The organism is Microbacterium sp. C-MGS6 (assembly GCF_058140415.1).
Map to the genome: position 1 here is coordinate 1,537,759 of NZ_CM176934.1, position 23,969 is coordinate 1,561,727.

Annotated in this window: 28 protein-coding genes, 1 tRNA gene and 1 other RNA gene; 20 read left to right on the plus strand and 10 right to left on the minus strand. The window is 68.1% G+C overall.

Going from position 1 to position 23,969, the window contains the following annotated elements:
- Positions 1-71 precede the first annotated feature (71 nt).
- The 16 genes from AC3B5L_RS07335 (at position 72) to dapF (ending at position 15,551) form a co-directional block, all read left to right on the plus strand.
- On the plus strand, positions 72-881 hold the full coding sequence (locus AC3B5L_RS07335; RefSeq protein ID WP_259953989.1) for a thymidylate synthase: 810 nt from the start codon (positions 72-74) through the stop codon (positions 879-881).
- Positions 878-1,354: a dihydrofolate reductase gene (locus AC3B5L_RS07340; protein ID WP_187663884.1), complete on the plus strand. Its 477-nt coding sequence runs from the start codon at positions 878-880 to the stop codon at positions 1,352-1,354. The genes AC3B5L_RS07335 and AC3B5L_RS07340 overlap by 4 nt, the downstream gene beginning before the upstream one ends.
- Positions 1,354-2,115, plus strand: a complete 762-nt coding sequence (locus tag AC3B5L_RS07345) for an SDR family NAD(P)-dependent oxidoreductase (RefSeq protein WP_490096360.1) — start codon at positions 1,354-1,356, stop codon at positions 2,113-2,115. Before AC3B5L_RS07340 ends, AC3B5L_RS07345 begins: the two co-directional genes overlap by 1 nt.
- Positions 2,116-2,167: 52 nt before the next feature.
- Positions 2,168-3,145, plus strand: coding sequence for a 4-hydroxy-tetrahydrodipicolinate synthase (gene dapA / locus AC3B5L_RS07350; RefSeq protein ID WP_187663886.1), 978 nt, complete (start codon positions 2,168-2,170; stop codon positions 3,143-3,145).
- Between the two features lie 53 nt (positions 3,146-3,198).
- Positions 3,199-4,875 carry a ribonuclease J gene (locus AC3B5L_RS07355; RefSeq protein ID WP_259953985.1) on the plus strand — a complete coding sequence of 559 codons (1,677 nt, stop codon included), beginning with the start codon at positions 3,199-3,201 and terminating at the stop codon, positions 4,873-4,875.
- Between the two features lie 89 nt (positions 4,876-4,964).
- A complete protein-coding gene (locus AC3B5L_RS07360; RefSeq protein WP_490096361.1) occupies positions 4,965-7,676 on the plus strand; it encodes an FtsK/SpoIIIE family DNA translocase in 2,712 nt (903 codons plus the stop codon).
- Positions 7,676-8,251, plus strand: coding sequence for a CDP-diacylglycerol--glycerol-3-phosphate 3-phosphatidyltransferase (pgsA, locus tag AC3B5L_RS07365; RefSeq protein ID WP_268776433.1), 576 nt, complete (start codon positions 7,676-7,678; stop codon positions 8,249-8,251). Before AC3B5L_RS07360 ends, pgsA begins: the two co-directional genes overlap by 1 nt.
- Positions 8,248-8,736 carry a CinA family protein gene (locus tag AC3B5L_RS07370; protein WP_292797151.1) on the plus strand — a complete coding sequence of 163 codons (489 nt, stop codon included), beginning with the start codon at positions 8,248-8,250 and terminating at the stop codon, positions 8,734-8,736. Before pgsA ends, AC3B5L_RS07370 begins: the two co-directional genes overlap by 4 nt.
- 141 nt (positions 8,737-8,877) lie before the next feature.
- Complete coding sequence (locus AC3B5L_RS07375) at positions 8,878-9,186, plus strand: helix-turn-helix domain-containing protein (protein ID WP_025103227.1); 309 nt, start codon at positions 8,878-8,880, stop codon at positions 9,184-9,186.
- 18 nt (positions 9,187-9,204) lie between these two features.
- Complete coding sequence (locus tag AC3B5L_RS07380; protein ID WP_187663891.1) at positions 9,205-9,429, plus strand: DUF3046 domain-containing protein; 225 nt, start codon at positions 9,205-9,207, stop codon at positions 9,427-9,429.
- Positions 9,430-9,691: 262 nt separating this feature from the next.
- Positions 9,692-10,738 (plus strand): recombinase RecA, encoded by a 1,047-nt coding sequence (gene recA / locus AC3B5L_RS07385; RefSeq protein ID WP_268776431.1) that lies wholly within the window; start codon positions 9,692-9,694, stop codon positions 10,736-10,738.
- A 281-nt stretch (positions 10,739-11,019) separates the two neighbouring features.
- The gene (locus tag AC3B5L_RS07390) at positions 11,020-11,586 is read left to right on the plus strand and encodes a regulatory protein RecX (protein ID WP_259953979.1); all 567 of its coding nucleotides are present in this window, start codon (positions 11,020-11,022) and stop codon (positions 11,584-11,586) included.
- A gap of 48 nt (positions 11,587-11,634) precedes the next feature.
- Positions 11,635-13,179 (plus strand): tRNA (N6-isopentenyl adenosine(37)-C2)-methylthiotransferase MiaB, encoded by a 1,545-nt coding sequence (gene miaB / locus AC3B5L_RS07395; protein WP_280566019.1) that lies wholly within the window; start codon positions 11,635-11,637, stop codon positions 13,177-13,179.
- Complete coding sequence (gene miaA, locus AC3B5L_RS07400; protein ID WP_490096362.1) at positions 13,176-14,087, plus strand: tRNA (adenosine(37)-N6)-dimethylallyltransferase MiaA; 912 nt, start codon at positions 13,176-13,178, stop codon at positions 14,085-14,087. Before miaB ends, miaA begins: the two co-directional genes overlap by 4 nt.
- 33 nt (positions 14,088-14,120) lie before the next feature.
- Positions 14,121-14,669, plus strand: coding sequence for a dihydrofolate reductase family protein (locus AC3B5L_RS07405; RefSeq protein WP_490096363.1), 549 nt, complete (start codon positions 14,121-14,123; stop codon positions 14,667-14,669).
- Positions 14,670-14,678: 9 nt separating this feature from the next.
- A complete protein-coding gene (gene dapF / locus AC3B5L_RS07410) occupies positions 14,679-15,551 on the plus strand; it encodes a diaminopimelate epimerase (protein ID WP_187663897.1) in 873 nt (290 codons plus the stop codon).
- A gap of 14 nt (positions 15,552-15,565) precedes the next feature.
- On the opposite strand, the gene AC3B5L_RS07415 is transcribed toward dapF, so the two are convergent.
- Positions 15,566-16,207, minus strand: a complete 642-nt coding sequence (locus tag AC3B5L_RS07415; protein WP_259953970.1) for a class I SAM-dependent methyltransferase — start codon at positions 16,205-16,207, stop codon at positions 15,566-15,568.
- Positions 16,208-16,273: 66 nt separating this feature from the next.
- On the opposite strand from AC3B5L_RS07415, the gene hflX reads away from it, so the two are divergent.
- A complete protein-coding gene (gene hflX / locus AC3B5L_RS07420) occupies positions 16,274-17,785 on the plus strand; it encodes a GTPase HflX (RefSeq protein ID WP_259953968.1) in 1,512 nt (503 codons plus the stop codon).
- 9 nt (positions 17,786-17,794) lie between these two features.
- Here hflX and AC3B5L_RS07425 read toward each other — a convergent pair whose 3' ends face one another.
- Complete coding sequence (locus AC3B5L_RS07425) at positions 17,795-18,460, minus strand: SIMPL domain-containing protein (protein WP_187663900.1); 666 nt, start codon at positions 18,458-18,460, stop codon at positions 17,795-17,797.
- A gap of 141 nt (positions 18,461-18,601) precedes the next feature.
- On the opposite strand from AC3B5L_RS07425, the gene ssrA reads away from it, so the two are divergent.
- Positions 18,602-18,971, plus strand: a transfer-messenger RNA (tmRNA) gene (ssrA, locus tag AC3B5L_RS07430).
- A gap of 64 nt (positions 18,972-19,035) precedes the next feature.
- Here the strand turns inward: ssrA and AC3B5L_RS07435 are convergent.
- Positions 19,036-19,380, minus strand: a complete 345-nt coding sequence (locus tag AC3B5L_RS07435) for a hypothetical protein (protein WP_187663901.1) — start codon at positions 19,378-19,380, stop codon at positions 19,036-19,038.
- Positions 19,381-19,642: 262 nt separating this feature from the next.
- On the opposite strand from AC3B5L_RS07435, the gene AC3B5L_RS07440 reads away from it, so the two are divergent.
- Positions 19,643-19,984, plus strand: coding sequence for a DUF7882 family protein (locus AC3B5L_RS07440; RefSeq protein ID WP_187663902.1), 342 nt, complete (start codon positions 19,643-19,645; stop codon positions 19,982-19,984).
- A gap of 25 nt (positions 19,985-20,009) precedes the next feature.
- Here AC3B5L_RS07440 and AC3B5L_RS07445 read toward each other — a convergent pair whose 3' ends face one another.
- From AC3B5L_RS07445 to AC3B5L_RS07455, 3 genes are all read right to left on the minus strand, one after another.
- A complete protein-coding gene (locus AC3B5L_RS07445) occupies positions 20,010-20,186 on the minus strand; it encodes a hypothetical protein (RefSeq protein WP_187663903.1) in 177 nt (58 codons plus the stop codon).
- Positions 20,187-20,278: 92 nt separating this feature from the next.
- The gene (locus AC3B5L_RS07450; RefSeq protein ID WP_187663904.1) at positions 20,279-20,827 is read right to left on the minus strand and encodes a hypothetical protein; all 549 of its coding nucleotides are present in this window, start codon (positions 20,825-20,827) and stop codon (positions 20,279-20,281) included.
- 15 nt (positions 20,828-20,842) lie between these two features.
- A complete protein-coding gene (locus tag AC3B5L_RS07455) occupies positions 20,843-21,640 on the minus strand; it encodes an inositol monophosphatase family protein (RefSeq protein WP_187663905.1) in 798 nt (265 codons plus the stop codon).
- A 155-nt stretch (positions 21,641-21,795) separates the two neighbouring features.
- On the opposite strand from AC3B5L_RS07455, the gene AC3B5L_RS07460 reads away from it, so the two are divergent.
- Positions 21,796-21,868 (plus strand) — tRNA-Lys (locus AC3B5L_RS07460).
- 232 nt (positions 21,869-22,100) lie between these two features.
- Here AC3B5L_RS07460 and AC3B5L_RS07465 read toward each other — a convergent pair.
- From AC3B5L_RS07465 to AC3B5L_RS07480, 4 genes are all read right to left on the minus strand, one after another.
- A complete protein-coding gene (locus AC3B5L_RS07465) occupies positions 22,101-22,376 on the minus strand; it encodes a hypothetical protein (RefSeq protein ID WP_187663906.1) in 276 nt (91 codons plus the stop codon).
- Positions 22,377-22,405: 29 nt separating this feature from the next.
- Entirely contained in the window at positions 22,406-22,657 is a 252-nt protein-coding gene (locus tag AC3B5L_RS07470) for a hypothetical protein (protein WP_187663907.1), read from the minus strand.
- Positions 22,658-22,738: 81 nt separating this feature from the next.
- Positions 22,739-23,080 carry a DUF7882 family protein gene (locus AC3B5L_RS07475; protein ID WP_187663908.1) on the minus strand — a complete coding sequence of 114 codons (342 nt, stop codon included), beginning with the start codon at positions 23,078-23,080 and terminating at the stop codon, positions 22,739-22,741.
- Between the two features lie 145 nt (positions 23,081-23,225).
- The gene (locus AC3B5L_RS07480; RefSeq protein WP_187663909.1) at positions 23,226-23,918 is read right to left on the minus strand and encodes an SOS response-associated peptidase; all 693 of its coding nucleotides are present in this window, start codon (positions 23,916-23,918) and stop codon (positions 23,226-23,228) included.
- Between the last annotated feature and the right edge of the window lie 51 nt (positions 23,919-23,969).

Genomic DNA, 23,969 nt, shown 5'->3' on the forward strand with positions numbered 1-23,969 from the left:
TCCATCCGTGACGAGAACATCGCGCCGATGACACCGCCTTCGGGGCGACCGAGGCGGGTATCCTGACAACCATGAGCGCCGCTGTCCCGACTCCGTACGAAGACCTGCTCCGCGACGTGCTCGAGACGGGCACGCACAAGAGCGATCGCACAGGGACCGGGACCACGAGCGTGTTCGGGCGGCAGATCCGCTTCGATCTCGCGGAGGGCTTCCCGCTCATCACCACGAAGCGCGTCCACTTCAAGTCCATCGCGTATGAGCTGCTCTGGTTCCTGCGCGGCGATTCCAATGTCCGCTGGCTGCAGGAGAACGGCGTCTCGATCTGGGACGAGTGGGCGGACGAGGACGGCGACCTCGGCCCGGTGTACGGCGTCCAGTGGCGGTCCTGGCCGACTCCCGACGGCGGCAGCATCGATCAGCTGGCCGAGGTCATCGAGCAGATCCGGCGGTCACCGGACTCGCGGCGCCTTCTCGTGTCCGCCTGGAACCCCGCGGACATCCCGGACATGGCCCTCGCACCGTGCCACGCGCTGTTCCAGTTCTACGTCGCCGACGGCAAGCTCTCCTGTCAGCTCTACCAGCGCAGCGCGGACATGTTCCTCGGCGTGCCCTTCAACATCGCCTCCTACGCGTTGCTGACGATGATGATCGCGCAGCAGGTGGGGCTGGAGCCGGGCGACTTCGTCTGGACCGGCGGGGACTGCCACGTCTACGACAACCACGTCGAGCAGGTGCGCGAGCAGCTCACGCGAGAGGCCTACCCGTACCCGACCCTGCGGTTCGCGCGGAAGCCGGACTCGATCTTCGACTACCGGTTCGAGGACTTCGTCGTCGAGGACTACCAGCACCACGCACCGATCCGGGCGGCGGTGGCGGTATGACCTGGGTGGGACTCATCTGGGCCGAGGCCGCCGGAGGCGTCATCGGTGCTGAGGGCGGTATGCCCTGGTATGTGCCGGAGGACCTGGCGCACTTCAAAGAGACCACGCAGGGCGCACCTGTCGTCATGGGACGGAAGACCTGGGATTCGCTGCCGGAACGGTTCCGGCCGCTCCCCGGGCGCGACAACATCGTCGTGACCCGCCAGCAGGACTGGGCGGCCGACGGCGCCCGCCGTGCGGCGACGGTGTCCGAGGCCGTCCGCGGCCAGGAGAAGGTGTGGATCATCGGCGGGGCGGAGATCTTCCGTCAGGTGATCGCCGACGCTGACCGGCTCGAGGTCACCGAGCTCGACCTCGAGGTCGCCGGCGACACGTTCGCTCCGCCCAAGACCGGGTGGCGCGTGGTCGACGAGGGGGACTGGCTGACGTCCCGTACCGGCGTCCGGTATCGCTTCGTGAGGTACGAGCGCTGATGCCCACCGCACTGATCACCGGAGCCAGCGCCGGGCTGGGAGCCGAGTTCGCCCGTCAGCTGGCTCGTCGGCGCGCCGATCTCGTGCTCGTGGCCCGCTCGGAGGAGTCGCTGTCGGCTCTTGCGACGGAGCTGCGCGGCGAGTGGGGAGTGGCCGTCGAGGTGCTTCCGGCCGACCTGTCCGAGGAGGACGGCGTCGAACGCGTCGCGGCTCGGCTCCGTGACCGGGACGACCCGATCGACCTGCTCGTGAACAACGCCGGCTTCGGGCTGCCGCTGCAGTTCGGCGACAATGACATCGAGGACGAGGTGCGGCATCTGCGCCTGCACGTCGAGGCCTCCATGCGCCTCATGCACGCGGCCCTGCAGACCATGCGGGGGCGGGGCGGCCGGATCATCAACGTCGCCTCGGTCGCCGGTTTCATCTCTCGATCGACGTACTCCGCGTGCAAGGCCTGGGTCATCGACTTCAGCCGCTGGGCGAACACGGCCTACGGTCCGGACGGTGTGAGCGTCACCGCGCTCTGCCCCGGCTTCACGCACACGTCGTTCCACGAGCGGATGGGTCTCGCGGTCGGCGAGGAGGGCGTGCCGTCGTTCCTGTGGCTCGATGCCCGAGACGTCGTGCGCGAAGGCCTCCGGGATGCCGCGCGCGGGAAGTCCGTGTCCATCCCCTCGCTGCGTTACAAGGCCGTCGTCGCCGTGACGAAGGTACTGCCCCGATCCCTCACCGCGGCGGTCGCGCGTCGGGGTCGGGTCTGACGGTTCCCGTCACCGTCCGCGGCAGCGGCATCCGACCCGATACGCTGGACGCATGACGCACTCGGGCAACCCTTTCGGACAGGTTCTCGTCGCGCTCGTCACTCCGATGACGGCCGACGGCGAAGTCGACTGGCCCGCCGTCGAGAAGCACATCGATGACGTGATCACCGCAGGCGCGGACGGCATCGTCGTGACGGGAACGACCGGCGAGACCTCGACCCTGACGGACCCCGAGAAGCTCAAGCTCGTCGAGGTCGGGAAGTCCGTCTCCGCCGGCCGGGCGAAGATCATCACGGGCGGCGGATCGAACGAGACCGCGCACGCCATCGAGCTGTACAAGGCCAGCGAGAAGGCCGGCGCCGACGGCATCATGATCGTCACGCCGTACTACAACAAGCCGACGCAGGCCGGCATCCTCACCCACTTCCGGCTCGTCGCCGACGCGACCGATCTGCCGGTCATCCTGTACGACATCCCCGGGCGCACCGGTGTGCCGATCAAGTACGAGACGATCCTCCGGCTCGCCAAGCACCCGAACATCCTCGCGGTGAAGGACGCCAAGGGCGACTTCTCCGAGGTGAGCCGCGTGCTCAATCAGACCGACCTCATGTACTTCTCCGGTGATGACGCGAATGTGCTTCCGCACCTGTCGATCGGTGCGACCGGCCTCATCGGCGTGACCGCGAACGTGGCGTCCGCGCCCTACCGCACGATCATCGACGCCGTGAACCGCGGCGACCTCGCCACGGCGACTGCGGAGCACAAGCGCCTGGAGCCGCTGGTCCGCGCTGTCATGACGCACGTCCCCGGCACCGTCGCCGCGAAGTACATCCTGCACGGGCTGGGTCGCATCTCCAGCCCGCGCGTCCGCCTTCCCCTCGTCGGCCCGGAAGAGTGGGAGGCCGCCCTCATCGAGGACGAGCTCGACCTCGTCAGCGGCGTGCCGGGGGCGGACTTCTCGAACTTCCGGCCCGACCGCAACGCGGCCGCGGGCGGCGCCCTGCCGAAGGTGCACGGCACGACGCGCTGAGCCGCGTCACCATGAACGAACGGACGCGTGGAGTGTCCGACTGAGGAGACAGCATGTCCATTCCCCTGGCCGAACCGTCCGCTCTCGACGAAGGGACGCTCCGGGTCATCCCGATCGGCGGCCTGGGGGAGATCGGTCGCAACATGACCATGTTCGAGTACGACGGGAAGATCCTGATCGTCGACTGCGGCGTGCTCTTCCCGGAGGAGCACCAGCCGGGGGTCGACCTGATCCTCCCGGACTTCGAGCCGATCCGTGATCGCCTCGATGACATCGTCGGCGTGGTGCTTACACACGGTCACGAGGACCACATCGGTGCCGTGCCCTACCTCCTGCGTCTGAAGAGCGACATCCCCCTGATCGGCTCCGGGCTCACGCTCGCGCTGGTCGAGGCGAAGCTCAAGGAGCACCGCATCAAGGCCTTCACCCTCACCGTGAAGGAGGGTCAGGAGGAGCGGGTCGGTCCGTTCGACCTGGAGTTCGTCGCGGTCAACCACTCCATCCCGGACGCCTTGGCGGTGGCCATCCGCACCCCTGCCGGCATGGTCCTCGCCACCGGCGACTTCAAGATGGACCAGCTGCCGCTGGACGGTCGGATCACCGACCTACGCGCGTTCGCCCGCCTCGGGGAAGAGGGCGTCGACCTGTTCCTCGTCGACTCGACCAACGCCGACGTTCCCGGTTTCACCCCGACGGAACGCTCCATCGGTCCCGTGCTCGACCAGGTCATCGCGAAGGCGCCGCGTCGCGTCATCGTCGCGAGCTTCTCCAGCCACGTCCATCGCGTGCAGCAGGTGATCGATGCCGCACACGCCAACGGGCGCCGCGTCGCGTTCCTCGGACGCAGCATGGTGCGGAACATGACGATCGCCGAGCAGCTCGGCTATCTGAAGGTGCCGTCGGGCGTGCTGATCGACTTCAAGAAGGCACGCGACCTCCCGGACGAGCAGATCGTCTACATGTCGACAGGGTCGCAGGGCGAGCCGATGGCCGTGCTGAGCCGGATGGCGAACATGGACCACGCGATCGAGATCAGCGAGGGCGACACCGTCATCCTCGCCTCCAGCCTCATCCCGGGCAACGAGAACGCGGTCTACCGCGTCATCGACGGCTTGACCAAGCTCGGCGCCAACGTCGTGCACAAGGCGAACGCGAAGGTGCATGTCTCCGGACACGCCGCCGCGGGTGAGCTCATCTACTGCTACAACATCCTCAAGCCGAAGAACGTCCTGCCGGTCCACGGCGAGTACCGGCACCTCATCGCCAATGCCAAGCTTGCACAGGACACCGGGGTGCCGGAGGACAACACGATCATCGCCTCGAACGGCACCGTGATCGACCTCAAGGGCGGCATCGCGAAGGTCGCGGGCCAGCTCGACCTCGGCTTCGTCTACGTCGACGGCTCGACCGTCGGCGAGATCACCGATGCCGACCTCAAGGACCGCCGCATCCTCGGAGAAGAGGGCTTCATCTCGGTCATCGTCGTCGTGGACGCCACGACCGGACGCATCATCTCGGGTCCCGAGATCCACGCCCGAGGTGTGGCGGAGGACGACGCGGTCTTCGACGACGTCGCGCCGAAGATCGTCGCCGCGCTCAAGGAGGCGTCGGGCAACGGGGTGCGTGACACGCATGCGCTGTCCCAGGTCGTCCGCCGGACGATCGGTCGTTGGGTGAACCAGAAGCTGCGCCGCCGTCCGATGATCGTGCCTCTCGTCATCGAGGCCTGACCCTCCGATACGGCGTGCTGTCGCGCGCCGTATCGGCGAATTCCGCGTGGTGACGCGGAGATGTCGGTCGCGGGTCGTACCGTGGAGGCATGGCCAGGAGCAGCACCAAGACCGAGCGCGCCTCGACGAGCGCGCCGTCGCGCCCCAAGCGGCAGGCGGCTCCCAAGGCGCAGCCCGCCCCCAAGAAGTACATCGATGAGGCGGACAAGCCGTCTGTCGCCGCGCGCGCCTGGACCGGGCTCGCGCACGGCGTCGGCGGACTCTTCCGCGCATTCGGACCGGAGACGCTGCAGAAGGACGACCGGAGGGACGGATTCCCGTTGCTCCTGGTCATCCTGGCGGCCCTCGGCGCCGTCAACGAGTGGTTCTTCATCGGCAACGAGGTCGCGTCGAACATCAGTGCCTACTCCGTGGGCCTCTTCGTGGGCCGCGTGGCATTCATCATGCCCGTGCTTCTGCTGCTCTTGGCGGGCTGGCTGTTCCGGCACCCGTCGTCGGTGCACGACAACGGCCGCATCGGGATCGGCTTCGGCATGTTCGTCCTCGCCCTCGCGGGGATCTTCCACGTCGCCGGTCCCCGTCCCCACCCCAACCAGGGCATGCCCGCGCTGAGCGAGTCCGGCGGTCTGCTCGGCTGGCTTGTCGGGCAGCCGCTCACGTACCTCACCGACATCCCCGCCTACATCGTCCTCGGGCTCCTCGCCGCCCTCAGCATCCTGATCCTCACGAAGACACCGCCGAACCGCATCGGTGCGCGGCTCGGAGACCTCTACGCCTGGATGTTCGACGCCGAGCGCCCGGAGAAGCCGGCGAAGGACGCCTCGGCCACGGTCGACGAGGCCGACAAGGTCGACGACCCCGACGTGCTGCCCTGGTGGCGGCGCAACAAGACCGGCCGCGAGGAAGATCCTGACGAGGGCACGCTCGCGTCCGACGACATCACGGCGCTCCTGTCCACCACGGAGGCCACCCCGGCGTACGACCAGGCGGTGACGGTGGCGAACCCGTACGATGCCGCGACCGAGGTGCTGAGCGACGTCCGCTCCGTCACCGACACGCTCGCGGAGCAGCAGACGACCGCGCTGCTGGACGATGAGTCCGACACCGGCGAGATGCCGGAGCTCCCCGGGCTCGACGGGTTCGGCACTGAGGGACCCGGCGACCGCGGTCCGCAGGCGCCGGTGGCCCCGTACATCCTCCCGTCGCCGGGAGTGCTGTCCGAGGGTCCGCCATCGGTCGCCCGCTCCGAGGCGAACGACCGCATCGTCGAGCAGATCACCAGCGTCCTGGACCAGTTCAAGGTCGATGCCAAGGTCACCGGCTTCTCCCGCGGTCCGACGGTCACCCAGTACGAGGTCGAGGTCGGCCACGGCGTCAAGGTGGAGAAGATCCTCCAGCTGAGCAACAACTTCGCCTATGCCGTCGCCTCCAACGACGTGCGCATCCTCTCGCCGATCCCCGGCAAGAGCGCGATCGGCATCGAGATCCCGAACACCGACCGCGAGACGGTCGCCCTCGGCGATGTGCTGCGCTCGGGTGCAGCGCAGAAGAGCACGCACCCGCTCACGATCGGCGTCGGCAAGGACGTGGGCGGCAACTTCGTCGTCGCCAACCTCGCGAAGATGCCGCACCTCCTGGTGGCGGGCTCGACGGGGTCCGGTAAGTCGAGCTTCGTGAACTCGATGATCACGAGCCTCCTCATGCGGGCCCGCCCCTCGGACGTGCGCATGGTCCTCATCGACCCGAAGCGCGTGGAGCTCACCAGCTACGCGGGTGTCCCGCACCTGATCACCCCCATCATCACGAACCCGAAGAAGGCCGCAGAGGCGCTGCAGTGGGTCGTGAAGGAGATGGACATGCGGTACGACGACCTCGCGTCGTTCGGCTTCCGCCACATCGACGACTTCAACCGCGCCGTGCGAGCGGGGGAGGTGGAGGTGCCCCCGGGCAGCGAGCGCGTGCTCAAGCCGTACCCGTACCTCCTCGTCGTGGTCGACGAGCTCGCGGACCTCATGATGGTCGCGCCGCGGGACGTCGAGGACTCGATCGTCCGCATCACGCAGCTCGCCCGTGCCTCCGGCATCCACCTGGTGCTCGCCACGCAGCGCCCGAGCGTCGACGTGGTCACCGGCCTCATCAAGGCGAACGTGCCGTCCCGCCTCGCGTTCGCGGTGACGAGCGTCACGGACAGCCGCGTGATCCTCGACAGCCCCGGCGCCGACAAGCTCATCGGCCAGGGTGATGCCCTGTTCTCGCCTATGGGATCGTCGAAGCCGTTCCGCCTGCAGGGCGCGTGGGTCGACGAGAAGGAGATCGACGCGGTCGTCAAGCACGTCACGCGTCAGGCGCGTCCCGAGTACCGCGCGGACGTCCAGGAGGCGATGGAGCCGGTGAAGAAGAAGGAGGTCGACGAGGACATCGGCGACGACCTCGAGCTCCTGCTCGCGGCGGCCGAGCTCATCGTCTCCTCGCAGTTCGGATCCACGTCCATGCTCCAGCGCAAGCTGCGGGTCGGGTTCGCCAAGGCCGGACGCCTGATGGATCTCCTCGAGTCGCGTGAGGTCGTCGGCCCCTCGGAGGGCTCGAAGGCCCGGGATGTGCTCGCGACCCCCGAGCAGCTGCCGCAGGTCATGGCGAAGCTCCGTGGCGAGGACGTGCCGTCGGCTCCCGCGGCACCGGCTGCGCCCGCCGCCGCAGCGCCACCGGCCGAACGCGATCCGCTGGAGGCTCAGTACGACGGCCTGCCGGTCGTCGAAGCAGAGGGCGACGAAGACGCCTGGGGCCTGACGGGACGCGACTGATGGCGATTCCCCGACAGCTCCCCAACGCGATCACCGTGGCGCGCATCCCGCTCGCCGTGGTGTTCTTCGTCCTCCTGCTCGTCGGCGGGACATACGGTCTCACCGACCTCACCGTGCGCTGGATCGCCGCCGTCCTCTTCATCGTGGCCATCTCCACCGACTGGGTCGACGGCTATCTCGCCCGCCGGTACGACATCGTCAGCGACTTCGGGAAGCTGTGGGATCCGATCGCGGACAAGCTCCTCACCGGCGCGGGATTCGTAGGGCTGGCGATCCTCGGCGAGGTCTCCTGGTGGATCGTCGCGGTCATCCTCGTCCGCGAGTGGGGGATCACCATCCATCGCCTGGTCGTCGCGAGCGAGCACGTGGTGGCGGCCGCCTGGATGGGCAAGATCAAGACAGCGTTCCAGGGCGTCGCTCTCGGGTGGGCCCTCCTGCCGTTGCATGTGTTCATCGGTCTCGGGCCCTGGACCGTCGTGACCACCGTCCTGATGGTCATCGTTCTGGTGCTCACCGTGGTCAGCGGCATCGACTACATCGTCGCGCAGGTCCGCGGCGCCCGTCAGAGCCGATGAGCGGGACGACGCCGACCGAGGCGCTGACCGCTCTGCGGGGGCGGGGTTGGACGCTCGGCGTCGCGGAGTCCCTCACCGGCGGTGCGGTGTCTGCGGCGCTCGTCGCGGTCCCCGGCGCCTCGGCGGTGCTTCTCGGCGGCGTCGTCGCCTACGCGACCCCGGTCAAGCACACCCTGCTCGCGGTCGATGCCGAGCTTCTGGAACGATACGGGCCGGTGCACGCGGAGGTCGCGCGGCAGATGGCCGCCGGTGTGCGAGAGGCTGTCGCGGTCGACGGGCGCCCTGCCGACGTCGGAGTGTCCACCACCGGGATCGCGGGGCCGGAGTCCCCGGACGGCCAACCTGTGGGTACCGTCCACATCGGAGTGGTGACGCCGACCATGAGTCGCACCGAGCAGTTCCGCTTCGGAGGCGACCGCGACGCGGTGCGGGCGCAGACGGTCGCGGCCACCCTCGACGTGATGGCCGCCGCACTGCGGGAATAGGGACGTGCAGCGTCATGTTGATACGGATGTGCTCACATTCAAACCACAGAGTGCAAGGGTAGATTCTGTGCAAGCCAGGAGGACTAGACTGGCCGTCTCTTCGGGGGAGACCCCGATCCATGAACTGCGGAGGAGGTTCCGATGATTCTTGTACGACAGGAGATCGGCGACGTGCTGAGGGACTTCCGTCTGCAGAAGGGGCGGACGCTCCGCCAGGTCGCGAGCAAGGCTTCGGTCGCCCTCGGTTACCTCAGTGAGGTCGAGCGCGGTCAGAAGGAGGCCTCGAGCGAGATCCTCGCCTCGGTGGCGGAGGCGCTCGACGTCCCCATCTCCACGATCATGCGCGAGGTCGGGGACCGCATCTCGGTCCTCGAGGGTATCCAGGTCTTCCCGGACGTCGTTCCGGACGACCTGGTAGCGTCCGTGGAACCCGAGCTCTCGCTCCGCTGAGTCCCGGAGATCCCTTCTATGCGACGCAGTGAGTTCCTGCGCGCCGTCGATGCCGAGTTCCACGCCCGAGCATCATCTCTGGTGAACGACCTCGTGCTGTCCGGGATGGACGGGCGCACCGCGCTCGAAGCGCTCGACGCCGGGGTGCCGCCGCGGGACATCTGGTTGGCGCTCTGCGCGGACATGGACGTCCCGGAGTCCCGCCGTCATGGCGTCGGACGCCTGGAGCCGCGAGGGCGGTGACGGTCACGTCCCGGTGTGCGGATGTCCGACACGCCGATCCCGGCGTGGTGTCGAAAATCTGTTCGAAGCGGGCGTAGTCTTCTGCACAAGTGGTCAGACGGATCTGATCCCCACGATCCCCGGCTCCTGCGACCGAATGTCGGAGGCCCGCCGTACCGTGAGGGCCAGGCTGAAAAGCCATACGCCTTGTCGGAGAGTTCCTTCCAGCCGGAAGAGCCGCGACAGCCTACAGGCGGCAGCACACGCGCAGAAGGAGCACACCATGCCATCACCCGCCGACCGCGAGAAGTCCCTCGAGACAGCCCTCGCTCAGATCGACCGCCAGTTCGGAAAGGGCTCGGTCATGCGGCTGGGCAGCGATGAGCGTGCCCCTGTGGCCGTCATCCCCACCGGCTCCATCGCCCTCGACGTCGCTCTCGGCGTGGGAGGTCTGCCGCGTGGACGCATCGTCGAGATCTACGGCCCGGAGTCCTCGGGTAAGACGACGCTGACGCTGCACGCCATCGCGAACGCCCAGCGGGCCGGCGGCATCGCGGCGTTCATCGACGCCGAGCACGCCCTCGACCCCGACTACGCCGCGAAGCTCGGCGTCGACATCGACGCCCTTCTCGTCTCGCAGCCCGACACGGGTGAGCAGGCGCTGGAGATCGCCGACATGCTGGTGCGCTCCGGAGCCATCGACCTCATCGTCATCGACTCAGTGGCAGCGCTCGTGCCCCGTGCCGAGATCGAGGGCGAGATGGGTGACTCGCACGTGGGTCTGCAGGCGCGACTCATGTCGCAGGCCCTTCGTAAGCTCACCGGTGGGCTGAACCAGACCAACACCACCATGATCTTCATCAACCAGCTGCGCGAGAAGATCGGCGTCTTCTTCGGTTCTCCCGAGACCACCGCCGGTGGTAAGGCGCTGAAGTTCTACGCGTCGGTCCGCATGGACATCCGTCGTATCGAGACGCTGAAGGACGGAACCGACGCCGTCGGAAACCGCACCAGGGTCAAGGTCGTGAAGAACAAGATGGCCCCGCCCTTCAAGCAGGCGGAGTTCGACATCCTCTACGGCGTCGGCATCTCCCGCGAGGGCAGCCTGATCGACTTCGGCGTCGAGCACGGCATCGTCAAGAAGTCCGGGTCGTGGTACACCTACGACGGCGATCAGCTGGGCCAGGGCAAGGAGAACGCGCGGACGTTCCTGCTCAACAACGCGGACATCGCGTTGGCGATCGAGAGCCAGATCAAGCAGAAGCTCGGTATCGGCGGCCCGACCGCGGCTCCGGGTGCTGATGAGCTGGCCGAGCGTCGCCCGGCCTGATGAGTGACCAGCGTGGGGGCGATTCCGAGCGGATCGCCCCCATCATCCCTCTCTTCGGCGGCCCCGCGCGTGCCGAGCGCCCGGCGGATGACCGTGCGAGCGGCGCGTCGCCCGGGCGGCACGGCCGGTCGGCGCCGTCTACGGACGCTGCGGGACTCTGGCGGTCGACCTGGGACGATCCCGCGACAGCGGGGAAGCGGACTGCTGACGACGACGGTTCTCCCGGCGCACGTCATCCCGCACGCGGGACCGCGGGTGCGAAGAAGACCAGGCTGCGTGCAGTGGGTGACACGTCCCGGTCGGACGGTGGGGGAGAGGCCGGCGAGAGCGCGCCCTCCGCGGAGGAGGTCCGCACCACGGCGGAGGAGTCGTTGGTGCGGAAGCTCCGTACGCGATCGCTGTCCGTCTCCGAAGCGCGGCTGGTGCTGAAGGGCCATGGGCTCGCCGCAGACGCGATCGAAGACGTCATCGACGACTTCATGCGGCGAGGCTATCTCGACGATGCGGTACTCGCCGAGCTCCTCGTCACGGCCGGGGTCGAGCGCAAGGGCCAGGGCCGGATCGCGCTGTCCCGGGCGCTGGCACAGCGGGGCATCCCTCGCGAGGTCATCGATGCCGCTCTCGACGAGCTTCCGGACGATGACGCGGAGCGGGCGCTGGAGTTCGCACGGACCAAAGCGCGCTCGATGAGCCGCCTCGATCCCGACGCGGCACTACGGCGATTGGTCGGGCAGCTGTCGCGCCGCGGATACGCCGGTTCCGTCGCCATGAACGCCGCGAAGACGGCGCTGCGGGAGGCGTCTTTCGGTAGCGGCGTCTCCGGCGTCCGGTTCGTGGATTCCGACTGACAGCCGCACGCGGTCGCCTCTCGGTGACGCTCGTACAATGGGAACATCATGACTATCCCCCGCAGCGAACCGACGATCATCAGCGCGTCGTCAGCGGCCGTCGACGATGACGGGCGCCAGCGATCGTACGAAGTGCGCACGTTCGGTTGTCAGATGAACGTGCACGACTCCGAGCGCCTGTCAGGGTCTCTGGAGAGTGCCGGCTACATCCGTGCCGACGCCGGGACCGAGGCCGACGTGGTGATCATCAACACCTGTGCCGTGCGGGACAACGCTGCCGGCAAGCTCTACGGAACGCTCGGCCATTTGGCTGCCGTGAAGCGGCGCAAGGCCGGTATGCAGATCGCGGTCGGCGGCTGCCTCGCGCAGATGGACAAGCAGGCCGTGCTCGACAAGGCACCCTGGGTCGACGTGGTCTTCGGTACCCACAACATGGGCTCCTTGCCCGGTCTGCTCGAGCGCGCCCGTCACAACGGCGACGCGGAGCTCGAGATCCTCGAATCACTCGAGGTGTTCCCCTCGACGCTTCCCACCAAGCGCGACTCCGCGCACAGCGGCTGGGTGTCGATCTCCGTGGGCTGCAACAACACCTGCACGTTCTGCATCGTCCCCAGTCTCCGCGGCAAGGAGAAGGACCGTCGACCGGGCGACATCCTCAACGAGATCCGTCTTCTCGTCGAGGACGGCGCCATCGAGGTCACCCTCCTCGGACAGAACGTCAACTCCTACGGGGTGGAGTTCGGGGATCGTCAGGCGTTCGGCAAGCTTCTCCGTGCCGCCGGTGAGATCGAGGGCCTCGAGCGCATCCGCTTCACGAGCCCGCACCCCGCTGCCTTCACCGACGACGTGATCGACGCGATGGCGGAGACCCCCGCGGTCATGCCGCAGCTCCACATGCCGCTGCAGTCCGGAAGCGATCGGATCCTCAAGGCGATGCGGCGCTCGTACCGCAGCGAGCGCTTCCTCGGCATCCTGGACCGCGTTCGGGAACGCATCCCGCACGCGGCCATCACGACCGACATCATCGTGGGCTTCCCCGGCGAGACCGAGGAAGACTTCGAGGACACGATGCGCGTCGTCGAGCAGTCCCGATTCTCCGGAGCCTTCACCTTCCAGTACTCGATCCGCGAAGGGACCCCCGCGGCCACCATGCCGGATCAGGTGCCCAAGGAGGTCGTGCAGGCCCGCTACGACCGGCTGATCGCGCTCCAGGAGCGCATCTCGTTGGAGGAGAACCAGAAGCAGGTCGGCCGGGAGGTCGAGGTGCTCGTCTCCACGGGTGAAGGCAAGAAGGACACGGAGACCCGTCGACTGACCGGACGAGCTCAGGACAACCGGCTCGTGCACTTCGAGGTGACCCCGGGTTCGGAGCTGCCGCGTCCGGGTGACGTCGTCACCGTGAGGGTGACCCACGCCGCACCGTTCCACCTCCTCGCCGACGATCCGACCGGCGCGCCGCTGCGCATCCGCCGTACGCGCGGTGGAGATGCCTGGGATCGGGGACAGGCGGAGTCGTGCGCCGTGCCGGCTCCGAGCGACGGGGCACCGCGCGCCGTCTCCCTCGGCCTGCCGACTCTCCGCGTCGGAGTGTGACCACACCTCGGCTCTGGGCCGTCGTCGGCGCGACAGGCACCGGGAAGAGCGATCTGGCGCTCGATCTCGCCGAGGAGCTCCGGCGTCGCGGCAACCCGGCGGAGATCGTCAACGCGGATGCGATGCAGCTCTACCGCGGCATGGACATCGGAACGGCCAAGCTGCCCGTCTCCGAACGACGCGGCATTCCGCACCATCTCTTCGACGTGCGAGAGGTGACGCAGGATGCCGCTGTGGCCTGCTATCAACCGCTCGCACGCGAGGCCGTGCAGAGGATTCACGCGGGGGGCGGCGACGCGATCCTCGTCGGCGGATCCGGACTCTACGTGTCCAGTGTCGTCTACGAGTTCCACTTCCCGCCTCGAGACCCCGTGATCCGCGAGCGTCTCGAGCAGGAGCTGGATCGGGATGGCGTCGATGCTCTCCTCCAGCGGCTGCATGCGCGCGATCCGGAAGCCGCAGCCCGGGTGGACCCGCGCAACGGCAGACGAGTGATCCGTGCTCTCGAAGTCGTCGAACAGGGGAGCGCGACGCACGGCGCGACACTGCCCGAGAAGCCGACGCTCTGGCATCCGCGCACCCGGCTGATCGGTCTGCACGTGGATCGCTCCGATCTCGTCGCCCGACTGGATGCTCGTGTCCGGCGGATGTGGGAGCACGGCCTCGTGGCCGAGGTCGCGCGGCTGCGTGACGAGGGTCTGGAGCGCGGGACGACGGCTCCCCGGGCCATCGGGTACGCGCAGGCGCTCGCACAGCTGGAGGGACGCTCCACCGCCGAGGAAGCGATCGCGGAGACGCAGGCACTCACCCGGCGCTACGCGCGTCGTCAGGTGTCGTGGTTCAAGCGCTATCCGGAGCTCGAATGGATGGCGCCGCCGGTGGCCGTCGCCGACCTGCTGGCGCCCTGACCTGATGTCGGTGGCCCGTGCGACGATGCGCGCATGGCCACTCATTACTTCACCGCGTCCAGCCTTGACGGGTACATCGCCACGACGGAGCATTCCTTGGATTGGCTTCTGACGCAGGACATCGACATGGAAGGTCCCATGGCCTATCCGGCGTTCGAGAAGAGTATCGGGGCGCTCGTGATGGGGTCATCGACGTACGAATGGGTCATGCGCCACGAGGAGGGCCGGTGGGCGTATGAGCAGCCCACGTGGGTGCTCTCGCATCGTGAGCTCGCCGTGCCGACCGGGGCGGACGTCCGTGTGACGAGCGCGGCGATCGCCGACGTCCATGCCGCGATGCGCGAGGCGGCGGAAGGAAAGGACCTCTGGGTCGTCGGCGGGGGAGACGTGGCAGGACAGTTCGCAGACGCGGGCCTCCTGGACGAGGTCTGGGTCCAATACGCCCCGGTGACCCTCGGGGGCGGTGCCCCACTGTTGCCCCGGCGTCTCGACCTGGATCTGATCGAGGTCGCCCGCAACCGCAGCTTCCTCTGCGGGCGTTACCGCGTCGCGGGGCGGAGCGCCGGCTCGACGGCTCCCTAGACTGGTCCCATGGTCGCATTCACCAAGGGGCACGGTACCGGCAACGACTTCATCATCATCGCCGATCCCGACGGCCAGCTGGAGCTGACCGCGGAGCAGGTCGCGGTGCTCTGCGATCGCCATTTCGGCATCGGGGCCGACGGCGTTCTCCGAGTCGTGCGTTCGTCCGCGATCGCGGAGGGGGCAGCGGCCCTGGCGGAGGAGCCGGATGCCGAGTGGTTCATGGACTACCGCAACGCGGACGGCTCGGTCGCCGAGATGTGCGGCAACGGGATCCGAGTCTTCGCGCACTACCTCGTGCGCTCCGGTCTCGCCGACATCGAGGCCGGCAGTACTCTCCCCATCGGCACCAGGGCTGGCGTCCGTGACGTCACGCGCGGCGTGAGCGGTTACCAGGTCGACCTGGGCGCGTGGCGCCTGTCGGGCGTCGACCCGCTGGTGCGCGCGGACGGGCTGACCGTGACCCGGCCCGGACTGGGCATCGACGTCGGGAACCCGCACGTCGTGGTGGCGCTCGCCTCCGACGCCGAGCTCGGCCTGCTGGAACTCACGCGCGCGCCCGAGTTGGAACCGGCTCCGCCCGCCGGGGCGAACGTCGAGTTCGTGGTGCCCGGCGAGCCCCTCGTGCGCGACGGCGTCGGCCACGTGCGGATGCGTGTGTTCGAACGCGGCGTCGGCGAGACCCTGAGCTGCGGCACGGGCGTGGCCGCCACCGCACTCGCCGTGCGCTACTGGGCCGGTGCCCAGGCGCCTGACAACTGGAAGGTCGAGGTTCCGGGTGGCACGCTCGGAGTCCGGATGTTCCCCGCCGAGGACGGGGAGCACGTCGCGCTGTCCGGACCTGCTCAGCTCGTCTACCAGGGCGAAGTCGATCTGGTCTGAGGGGTGAGGGGGGCTCAGACGACGTCGATCGGTTCCGTCGGCGGCGTCCCGTGCTTCCTCACCTTGAGGATGCGGTAGCCCTTGCCCGTCGCCGTGCGGAAGACGCTGAAACCGGGGTGGAAGGTCGCAGCGATCCAGCGCTGCAGAGAGTCGGCGCCGAGATTGCGCTGGACGACGAGCCACGCGTCGCTGCGTTCGTCGAGCCGCGGGATCCACTTCTCCAGCAGCCCGTGCAGTTCGTTCTTCCCGACGCGGATCGGCGGATTGGACCGGATCGTGCGGAAGGTCACGTCGTCGGGAACATCTTCGGGCAGGGAGGCGTTGATATTGGTGAGGCCAAGGGCAGCCGCGTTGCGACGTACGAGATCCAAGGCCCGCTCGTTCACGTCCACCGCCCAGACGGTCGCGTGCGGCGAGGCCAGTGCCATCGACAGGGAGATCGGCCCCCACCCGCTCCCGAGGTCGAGAAGATGACCTCCGGGAGGAACGGGAGGCATGTTGGCGAGGAGCACTGCGGTGCCGGCGTCGAGTCGATCCGGGCTGAAGACACCACCCGCGGTGGTCACTTCGAGCTCACGGCCTGCAAGGGATACGCGGATCTTGCGCAGGTTCTCGGGGCTAGCCGGGGCCGCAGTGAAATAGTGGTCGGACCCCATACGGTGAGCGTACCGGACAGCGCGGGCTAAGGTTAAGGCTCGCGAGGAAACCAGAGACAGGAACGGATGACGGAGACGAAGACACCCTCCACCGACGACCAGACGGTCGACCGCGTGCTGGCGAACGCAGAGAAGCGCTCCGAGGTGCGCACGTTCGGCGCCGCGCAGGCACTCCAGGACGAAGCGACGGCCGCGCATTCGACGGCCGACGGCGAACAGTGGGACCTCGAAGATCGGCACGCGCTGCGGCGCGTGGGTGGTCTGTCCACCGAACTCGAGGACGTCACCGAGGTCGAGTACCGCCAGCTCCGGCTGGAGAACGTCGTGCTCGTCGGGGTGTACCCGCAGGGTGCCCAGGAGGACGCGGAGAATTCGCTGCGCGAACTCGCGGCGCTCGCGGAGACAGCGGGCGCGGTCGTGCTCGACGGCGTGCTGCAGCGCCGCCCGCACCCGGATGCCGCCACCTACCTCGGGCGAGGCAAGGCCCAGGAGCTGAAGGACATCGTCGCGGCGGTCGGCGCCGACACGGTCATCGCCGACACCGAGCTGGCGCCCAGCCAGCGACGAGCGCTCGAGGACGTCGTGAAGGTCAAGGTGATCGACCGGACCACTGTGATCCTCGACATCTTCAGCCAGCATGCCAAAAGCCGGGAGGGCAAGGCCCAGGTCGAGCTCGCACAGCTCGAGTACCTGCTGCCGCGCCTGCGTGGTTGGGGTGAATCGATGAGCCGTCAGGCCGGTGGACAGGTCGGCGCCGGCGGCGCCGGTATGGGTTCGCGCGGTCCTGGTGAGACGAAGATCGAGCTCGACCGTCGACGCATCCGGACGAAGATGGCGCTGCTGCGCAAGCAGATCCGCGACTTCGCCCCGGCGCGTGAGGCGAAGCGCGCCGAGCGCAAGCGGAACACGATCCCGTCTGTCGCCATCGCCGGATACACGAACGCCGGAAAGTCCAGTCTGCTCAATGCGCTGACGAGCGCGGGCGTCCTCGTGGAGAACGCGCTGTTCGCCACCCTCGACGCGACCGTGCGGCGCTCGGAGACCGAGGACGGCCGCGTGTACACGCTGACCGACACCGTCGGCTTCGTGCGCAACCTGCCGCACCAGCTCGTCGAAGCCTTCCGTTCGACGCTGGAGGAGGTCGGGGACGCAGACGTCGTCCTCCACGTGGTCGACGGCTCGCACCCCGATCCGGCCGGACAGCTGCAGACCGTGCGTGACGTGATGGGCGACGTCGGTGTGCGTGACATGCCGGAGCTCGTCGTCTTCAACAAGGCCGATCTGATCCCCGAAGACGAGCGGCTGGTTCTCCGCGGCCTGGAGCCGCGGGCGCACTTCGTGTCGTCGCGGTCGGGTGAGGGCATCGCCGAACTCCGTGCAGCGATCGAGGAGGCCCTACCGAAGCCCGCGGTCGAGCTCCACGCCGTGATCCCTTACGACCGTGGAGACCTTGTCGCCGCGATCCACGAGACCGGGATGCTGCTGTCGGTCGAGCACGAGGAGGCGGGTACCGCCGTCCACGCGCACGTGTCGGAGCGCCTCGCCGCCGACCTCGCCCCCTTCGTCGTCGCCAACTGAGGGCGCGGGTCAGCGAGCGAGGAACCGCGCCTCGACGGTTGCCGTGAGCACGATGTCCTGCGGCTCGTACTCCATGGCCGGGGCGGCATCGGCCGCGAAGGCGACGGCGCCGCGTGCCTTCCCGAGCGGAGCGCCCGGCGCCGGCGTCGTGGAGGAGAGCAGGCCGGTGTCAGCGATCTCCACGGGAGTCACCTGGGCGAGACCGAGAGCAGCGGCGTAGGCCTCGGCCCTCGTCACGGCCACGCCGACGGCCTGTGCGGCGACCTCTCGTTCCACGCGGACGCGGGTCTCCGGGGTGAGATGCCAGTCGACCCAACCGATCTCGACACCGTCCCACGCGGAGATGTCGGAGATCCAGAGGGACAGCTCCGAGGCCTCCGCGAAGGTCGCGGTCACGTCGATGCTCGCGTAGTACACCGGGGCGAGACGCTTCCCCTCGGCGTTCCACGGGCGCTCGGCACGCACCGAGAGTCGCGTGCTGCTCCAGTCGAGGGCGGTGCCGGCATCCACACGTCCCACGATGCTGCTGCGGACGGGCTCGGTCAGACGCAGGACGTGGTCGACGACGGTCGCGCGCTCCGGACCCTCTGCGCGCACCGTGACGCGGATGGTCGCCCGTTCCGGCGACAGACGCGCCTCGTGTTCGCCGCGGACGGTGACTGTCACATCGCTCATGGGCCGACTCTACGCGACGGGTATCGGCGGCGGGGAATGGCGGCCGAGGCGCGAACGTTGTAGTCTGAGATGCTCGGGTGCTCGTCGCCCGGGAGTGACAATTCCACAGTGTGACAGCGGCTCCTTCGAGAGAAGGACCACGGGGCTGATCGGTTTCGACAGCGCCTGTGAATCCACGAGAAGCGGGCCGAGGATGCAGAGTTATCTCGTAAACGCTCTCTGCAAAACAATAGTTGCCGAAACCAAGCGCAACGACTTCGCCCTCGCTGCCTAAGCGAGCCCGATAGTCCGTCAGACCGTATGTGATTCCGATACGGATCCTGGCGTCATCTAGGAATCTTGCTGCGTGACGGCGTCTGGACGTCACGTGGGACTCTTCCCAGGCTGGGCTCGTCGACTTAGGTGTCTGTGACAAAGGTCGGAGCCGAGCAGAACGCTTCCACAGACTGCGCCCGGAGAAGGCGTGGAGACTCAGCGTTGGACGGGGGTTCGATTCCCCCCAGCTCCACCAGGTCGCTGTCACCAGAAAGAAGCCCCGGTGGCTCGGACTCTCGTCCGGGACACCGGGGCTTCTCCTATGAGGCCACCCAGCGGACGCCGTCGGCGTCCGGAGGGAAGCGGTGCGCGGCGTCCGTCTCCAGCTCCTCCATGAGGGGGACGATGACGCTCCACAGCGCCCAGTGCTCTGATGTCCCCTCTCCGCCCTGGACACGACCCTCCCACCGCGCGGCATTCGGAAGCGCCACGCGCATGCCGAATCGCGAGCCGGCGGGGTCGGCCACCTGAGCAGTCAACGATCCGGCATCGACCGTCACCTCCGTCAGCTGGAATCCCGAGGGCATGAGGATCGTTCCCCGCGCCCTGGCCCACGCCTCGCGGACTGCTGCCACCAGCGGCTCCGCAACGACATCGATCGTCATGAGAAGTCCTTCCGATCATGAGCGCCGGGCGATGATCGGCGTGACCGGCCATCGACGCTCGCACCTCTCGCATCTCGCACGAGTCCCCTGATCCGGCCAGAGTATCGACGTATGCCAGGAGCCGTCTGTCCCCTCTTCGGGGGACGTCACTCAGCGGTGGGCGCTCATACAGACATGCTCGCGCTCAGATCCCGGCGGCCATGAACTCCAGAGGACCTGACTGCCTCTGGTGACGGATGGAACGCGGGCCTACGATTCGCACATGGGGTTCATCATGTACGACGGCACGAGCCAGCTCCACATCGAAGACCGAGCGCTCGCGCACCTCAAGGTCGTGATCGCGACGAAGCTCCGACGCAACGAGAGCTTCACGGTGTCCTGGACCCACCCCGAGGGAGAGGCCTACGGTCGCTCTACGATCTGGCTGCATCCGGCGATCCCGCTGCGCTTCACGTTCGAAGGTCGGGAGCCGCCGAAACTGAATCCGCAGTGGATCGAGGATCTGATGCAGTCGGCCAACTCGACTGGGGGGATCCACCTCGTCGACGAGATCGTCCAGGGGTCGACGCCCGGACGAGACGATAGGAGCCCCGCCTCGTCATGAGGCGGGGCTCCTGTGTTCGACAGGCTCAGTGCGAGCGGTCCGGATCCTCCGCGAGGACGTCGTCCCCGTCATCGTCGGACCCATCCGTGGGCGGAACCGTTCGCGGCTCGCCCTTGTTGTCCTCGGCGCCGAGGTTGTCGTTCTCCTCCGGGCCGGGGGAGGGCTCGGTGCTGATGTCGTTGCGGTCGCTGTCGTTAGCCATGCGCGTTCCTTTCCTCGACGAATACCTCCAGCATGCTCTCTCCGCGGAGAGGAGCCCAGACGCTTGACAACGTCGTCGGGATGATGCGCTGCTCAGTCCCGGCCTTCGACCAGAAGCAGCCCCTGTTTGGTGTCGGCGACCTTCACCCAGCCGTCGCCGAAGAGGTACGTCATGCCGTAGCCGTCCTCGTCGGTGCTCATCGCGTACTGAGGATCCTCCGTGACGTAGACGCCCTGGGCGCTCTCCTCGCTCCGCCAGCCCTCGTCCTCGAGGCCCTCCCGCGCCCGTTCGGCGTCGGCGGGGGAGAGCGCAGACCAGCCGTACATCTGACCGTGATCGGACGGGACGGTGAAGTCCGCCCAGAAGCACAGGAGTCCCTCCGAGAGCTCGACGCCGCCGACGCGGAATTCCCGCGGCTCGGCGGTCCACCCGGCTTCGGTGAGGGCGGCGACCGTGCCCTCCGAGATCATCGACTCGCACGTCAGCTCATCCGTGGCCGCCGGCGTCGCCGCGGCGTCACCCGCGGCGGATGTGGGCTCCGGCGAGGGCGACGGGTCGGGTGTGCCGCCGTCAGTACACGCCGTGAGGAGCGCCCCGATCAGTACGAGGCCGGTCAGAGCCGCGAGTCGTCGGGAGTTCATGGTGCCTCGGAGGTATCAGTCGTGCAGAAGACGGAGGAAGTCGTCGTGAAGGATGCCGTTGGTGGCGAGCGTCGAGCGCGCCGAGATCGTCTCGGAACCGTCGAAAGCCGTCATGCGCCCACCCGCCTCGTTGACGATGGCCACGGCGGCGGCGATGTCGTATTCCTTCACATCGAACTCGGCGACGGCTTCCAATCGTCCCTCCGCCAGGAGCATGTACGCATAGACATCGCCGTACGCCCGATCGCGCCAGACGTGCTCGCTCAGACGCAGCAGGGCGTCCAGCTGCCCGGCGTCGCGCCACTGGGCGATGCTCTGGAAACTCACGCTGGCCTCATCCAGCGCCGAGACGGAGGAGGTGGCGAGGCGTCGCTCCGTGCGGTCATCGACGGTCCAGGCGCCGTGTCCCGTCGCCGCCCACCACCGTCGACCGAGCGCCGGCATGCTGACCACGCCGACCCGTGGCACACCGTCGATCGCGAGAGCGATCATCGTGCCCCACAGCGGGACGCCCCGGAGGAAGTTCGCCGTGCCGTCGATCGGATCGATGATCCACTGCCGCGCGGTGCTGCCCTGGGCGCCGAACTCCTCGCCGAAGATGCCGTCGTCGGGACGTTCCTCCTCGAGGAGTCGGCGGATCGCGCGCTCCGTGGCGAGGTCGGCGTCGGTCACGTGGGAGTGATCCGCCTTCGTGGAGATCACCAGATCGGCAGCGTCGAACCGGGGGAGCGACTGCGCGTCCGCGGCGTCGGCGAGGCGAAGGGCGAGCTGGAGATCGGCGCGCAGGTCAGCGGCGTCGGAAGTGGCGGTCACGCTCTCAGAATAGTCGCCGTCATCGACGCAGCCGCAGAGACCATCGGCCAGGATCGGCGGGCGAAACGCCCGAGCCACGCCCGGGTCGCCGTGGATTTCGTCTCGGCGCCAACCGCTGGTAATGTAATTCCTCGGTCGGGGTTATCCCGGGCCACGCACCTCTAGCTCAATCGGCAGAGCAACTGACTCTTAATCAGTGGGTTCAGGGTTCAAGTCCCTGGGGGTGCACGGAACAAGCCTCAGAGATCTCGCCATCTCCGAGGCTCTTTCTTTTGTCTGTACGAACGAGACGCTCGCTGCATCCACGGTCGCGTCCATGCCGGCCGCCAGGGTGCTCTTAGCGGGATCGAAACCGCACCTCTGCAGGCTAGGGCAGGAGCCTTTTCGAGCCCGCACGGTGCGTGCGGGTCGACCTGCGCGAGAGGGTGGGAAACGTGCGCTCGGGTGGGCGGGTCGCGCGTCAGGCGCGACGGACCGACAGCAACTGCCAGCCCTCGGGCACTTTGGCCTCGATGCCTGCCATGTCGTCGGCCTCGATCTGCTCGACGCCGTCGATGCGATGGAACGTTCCCGTCGCCTCCATCTTCGCCTCGCCCTTGAGCATGCGCACCGGGGCGGACGTGAGCGCGTAGCCCGGCTCGCGATGAGCATCGAGCTGCGTGTGGACGTCTTCGAGGGATGTCCCGGTGACGTCGATGGTCATGGATCCTCGGGGGCGGATGAGAGCGACGAGCATCGGTCCAGTCTACGAGCGGGCCGTGCTCCTCAGAGATCCCAGTCGAGCGTCGAACGGGCGTCGATGGGGGCATCCTGCCCCGTGTCCTCGCGGATGAGGTAGACGACCACCCGGGATTGGGCGGTGATGAGCACGCTCGTCAGCGCATCGCCCGTCGCCAAGTCGACGAAGGTCGGTTGCGAGCGGGCGGCCGCTTCGATCCGAGACATGAGGTCCGCGACGTCCGTGCTGCGAGGCAGGAGGAAGTCGTGCCCATCGATCTCGATGTGCGTCGTCGTCATTCCCGTATGGTTCCCCATGGCTCCACGGTACGAAGGGACAGGACCGATACGAAGGGGGGTTGAACCCGCTCCGTCGGCGTGTTAGGAGCGCGTGAGAGCGCTCTCGCGCTCATCCGGCTGCTGCTGCTCCGCGGGCTCGGGGACGAGATACAGCCCGCTCGGGGCGTTCGCCGTGAATGCGAGAGCCTCGATCCAGGCGCGGTTCACGCTGGGCTGACGGCTGCCGTGGTACTTGTACACGAGCGAGCTGCCGGCATGGATCCAGACCGTCGTCCGGCCGCCGCCCATGCTGACGTCGTCCTTCCACGTGAAGCCGAAGGGCTCGCCACGGCGGAGCTTCGCGGTCATGACCAGCTGGATGTGAGTGAGAGCGCGGTCTTCGATATCGACCTTGACGCTGTTCTCGTAGATGAACTTGCCCATTGCAAGATTCCCTTCTCGCCACGGGAACCTGTGCCAAGAGGCGCGGACGCGATGACCGCTGGTGTGGGGTGTGCTCAGCGTTTCACACTTCTGCCCGTTCTCCTACCCGACCGGGGTGTCGTGCGTCGTCGCGTGTCTCCCCGTTTCAGGCCACCGGATCGAGAAGCGTGGGATCGGACGGGTCGACGGTGCGGGTGTTGCTCACCTTGCGGTCCACGACGTGGCCGCGGAGCGTCGCCGCGACGTCGGCGGAGGTGTGATCGAGCATTGCCAGCGTGTCCAACTTGGTCTGCCCGGTGAGCTTCTCCGGTGTGAGCCAGGCGTCCCACGTGTCGGGGGTCAGGAAGGCGGGCATCCGGTCGTGCACCTCGCCGCCGGCGTCGCGCGCCTCCCTGGTGACGACGACGAAGCAGCGCACCTTCTCGCCCTCGTGATCCATCGACCAGGTGAGGCCGGCGGCGGCGAGCAGGCCGTCCCCGTGGAGGAAATGCGGCGTCTTGTGCCCCTTCTCACCTGTCCACTCGAAGTACCCGCGCATCGGGACGAGGCAGCGGGCCGCAGAAAACGCCGGCGCCCAGAATCCGGCGGCGAGCTTCTCCATCCGTGCATTGATCAGCGGGGCGCGCTGGGGACGGTTGGGGGGACTCTGCCAGTCCCACCGCACGAGTTCGAGGATGCGGCCCTCACCCCGGTCCCGGACGATGGGGGCGCTCTCGGTGGGCGCGATCGAGTAGGCGCCGTGCCAGGACTTCCACCAGTCCTCCGGTCGGCCGCCCTCGGCGACGAACTCCCGGATCAGCTCGTCCGTCGTCGCGTCGTTCGCGAATCGTCCGCACATGTCGTCGCCTCCCTGTCGTCGGTCACCCGACCGCGGCCGGTATCGCCTCCA

Bases quoted from the DNA above. Each gene is read 5' to 3' on its own strand.
- dapF (WP_187663897.1), top strand. From the start codon at position 14,679: ATGGTCGCATTCACCAAGGGGCACGGTACCGGCAACGACTTCATCATC.
- AC3B5L_RS07355 (WP_259953985.1), top strand. From the start codon at position 3,199: ATGTCCATTCCCCTGGCCGAACCGTCCGCTCTCGACGAAGGGACGCTC.
- pgsA (WP_268776433.1), top strand. From the start codon at position 7,676: ATGGCGATTCCCCGACAGCTCCCCAACGCGATCACCGTGGCGCGCATC.
- AC3B5L_RS07370 (WP_292797151.1), top strand. From the start codon at position 8,248: ATGAGCGGGACGACGCCGACCGAGGCGCTGACCGCTCTGCGGGGGCGG.
- AC3B5L_RS07475 (WP_187663908.1), bottom strand. From the start codon at position 23,080: ATGGGCAAGTTCATCTACGAGAACAGCGTCAAGGTCGATATCGAAGAC.
- miaB (WP_280566019.1), top strand. From the start codon at position 11,635: ATGACTATCCCCCGCAGCGAACCGACGATCATCAGCGCGTCGTCAGCG.
- AC3B5L_RS07380 (WP_187663891.1), top strand. From the start codon at position 9,205: ATGCGACGCAGTGAGTTCCTGCGCGCCGTCGATGCCGAGTTCCACGCC.
- dapA (WP_187663886.1), top strand. From the start codon at position 2,168: ATGACGCACTCGGGCAACCCTTTCGGACAGGTTCTCGTCGCGCTCGTC.
- AC3B5L_RS07445 (WP_187663903.1), bottom strand. From the start codon at position 20,186: ATGGCTAACGACAGCGACCGCAACGACATCAGCACCGAGCCCTCCCCC.
- AC3B5L_RS07480 (WP_187663909.1), bottom strand. From the start codon at position 23,918: ATGTGCGGACGATTCGCGAACGACGCGACGACGGACGAGCTGATCCGG.
- AC3B5L_RS07470 (WP_187663907.1), bottom strand. From the start codon at position 22,657: ATGACGACGACGCACATCGAGATCGATGGGCACGACTTCCTCCTGCCT.
- AC3B5L_RS07405 (WP_490096363.1), top strand. From the start codon at position 14,121: ATGGCCACTCATTACTTCACCGCGTCCAGCCTTGACGGGTACATCGCC.
- AC3B5L_RS07375 (WP_025103227.1), top strand. From the start codon at position 8,878: ATGATTCTTGTACGACAGGAGATCGGCGACGTGCTGAGGGACTTCCGT.
- recA (WP_268776431.1), top strand. From the start codon at position 9,692: ATGCCATCACCCGCCGACCGCGAGAAGTCCCTCGAGACAGCCCTCGCT.
- AC3B5L_RS07435 (WP_187663901.1), bottom strand. From the start codon at position 19,380: ATGACGATCGATGTCGTTGCGGAGCCGCTGGTGGCAGCAGTCCGCGAG.
- AC3B5L_RS07465 (WP_187663906.1), bottom strand. From the start codon at position 22,376: ATGCTCGTCGCTCTCATCCGCCCCCGAGGATCCATGACCATCGACGTC.
- AC3B5L_RS07340 (WP_187663884.1), top strand. From the start codon at position 878: ATGACCTGGGTGGGACTCATCTGGGCCGAGGCCGCCGGAGGCGTCATC.
- AC3B5L_RS07335 (WP_259953989.1), top strand. From the start codon at position 72: ATGAGCGCCGCTGTCCCGACTCCGTACGAAGACCTGCTCCGCGACGTG.
- AC3B5L_RS07425 (WP_187663900.1), bottom strand. From the start codon at position 18,460: ATGAGCGATGTGACAGTCACCGTCCGCGGCGAACACGAGGCGCGTCTG.
- AC3B5L_RS07450 (WP_187663904.1), bottom strand. From the start codon at position 20,827: ATGAACTCCCGACGACTCGCGGCTCTGACCGGCCTCGTACTGATCGGG.
- AC3B5L_RS07345 (WP_490096360.1), top strand. From the start codon at position 1,354: ATGCCCACCGCACTGATCACCGGAGCCAGCGCCGGGCTGGGAGCCGAG.
- AC3B5L_RS07415 (WP_259953970.1), bottom strand. From the start codon at position 16,207: ATGGGGTCCGACCACTATTTCACTGCGGCCCCGGCTAGCCCCGAGAAC.
- hflX (WP_259953968.1), top strand. From the start codon at position 16,274: ATGACGGAGACGAAGACACCCTCCACCGACGACCAGACGGTCGACCGC.
- AC3B5L_RS07440 (WP_187663902.1), top strand. From the start codon at position 19,643: ATGGGGTTCATCATGTACGACGGCACGAGCCAGCTCCACATCGAAGAC.
- AC3B5L_RS07360 (WP_490096361.1), top strand. From the start codon at position 4,965: ATGGCCAGGAGCAGCACCAAGACCGAGCGCGCCTCGACGAGCGCGCCG.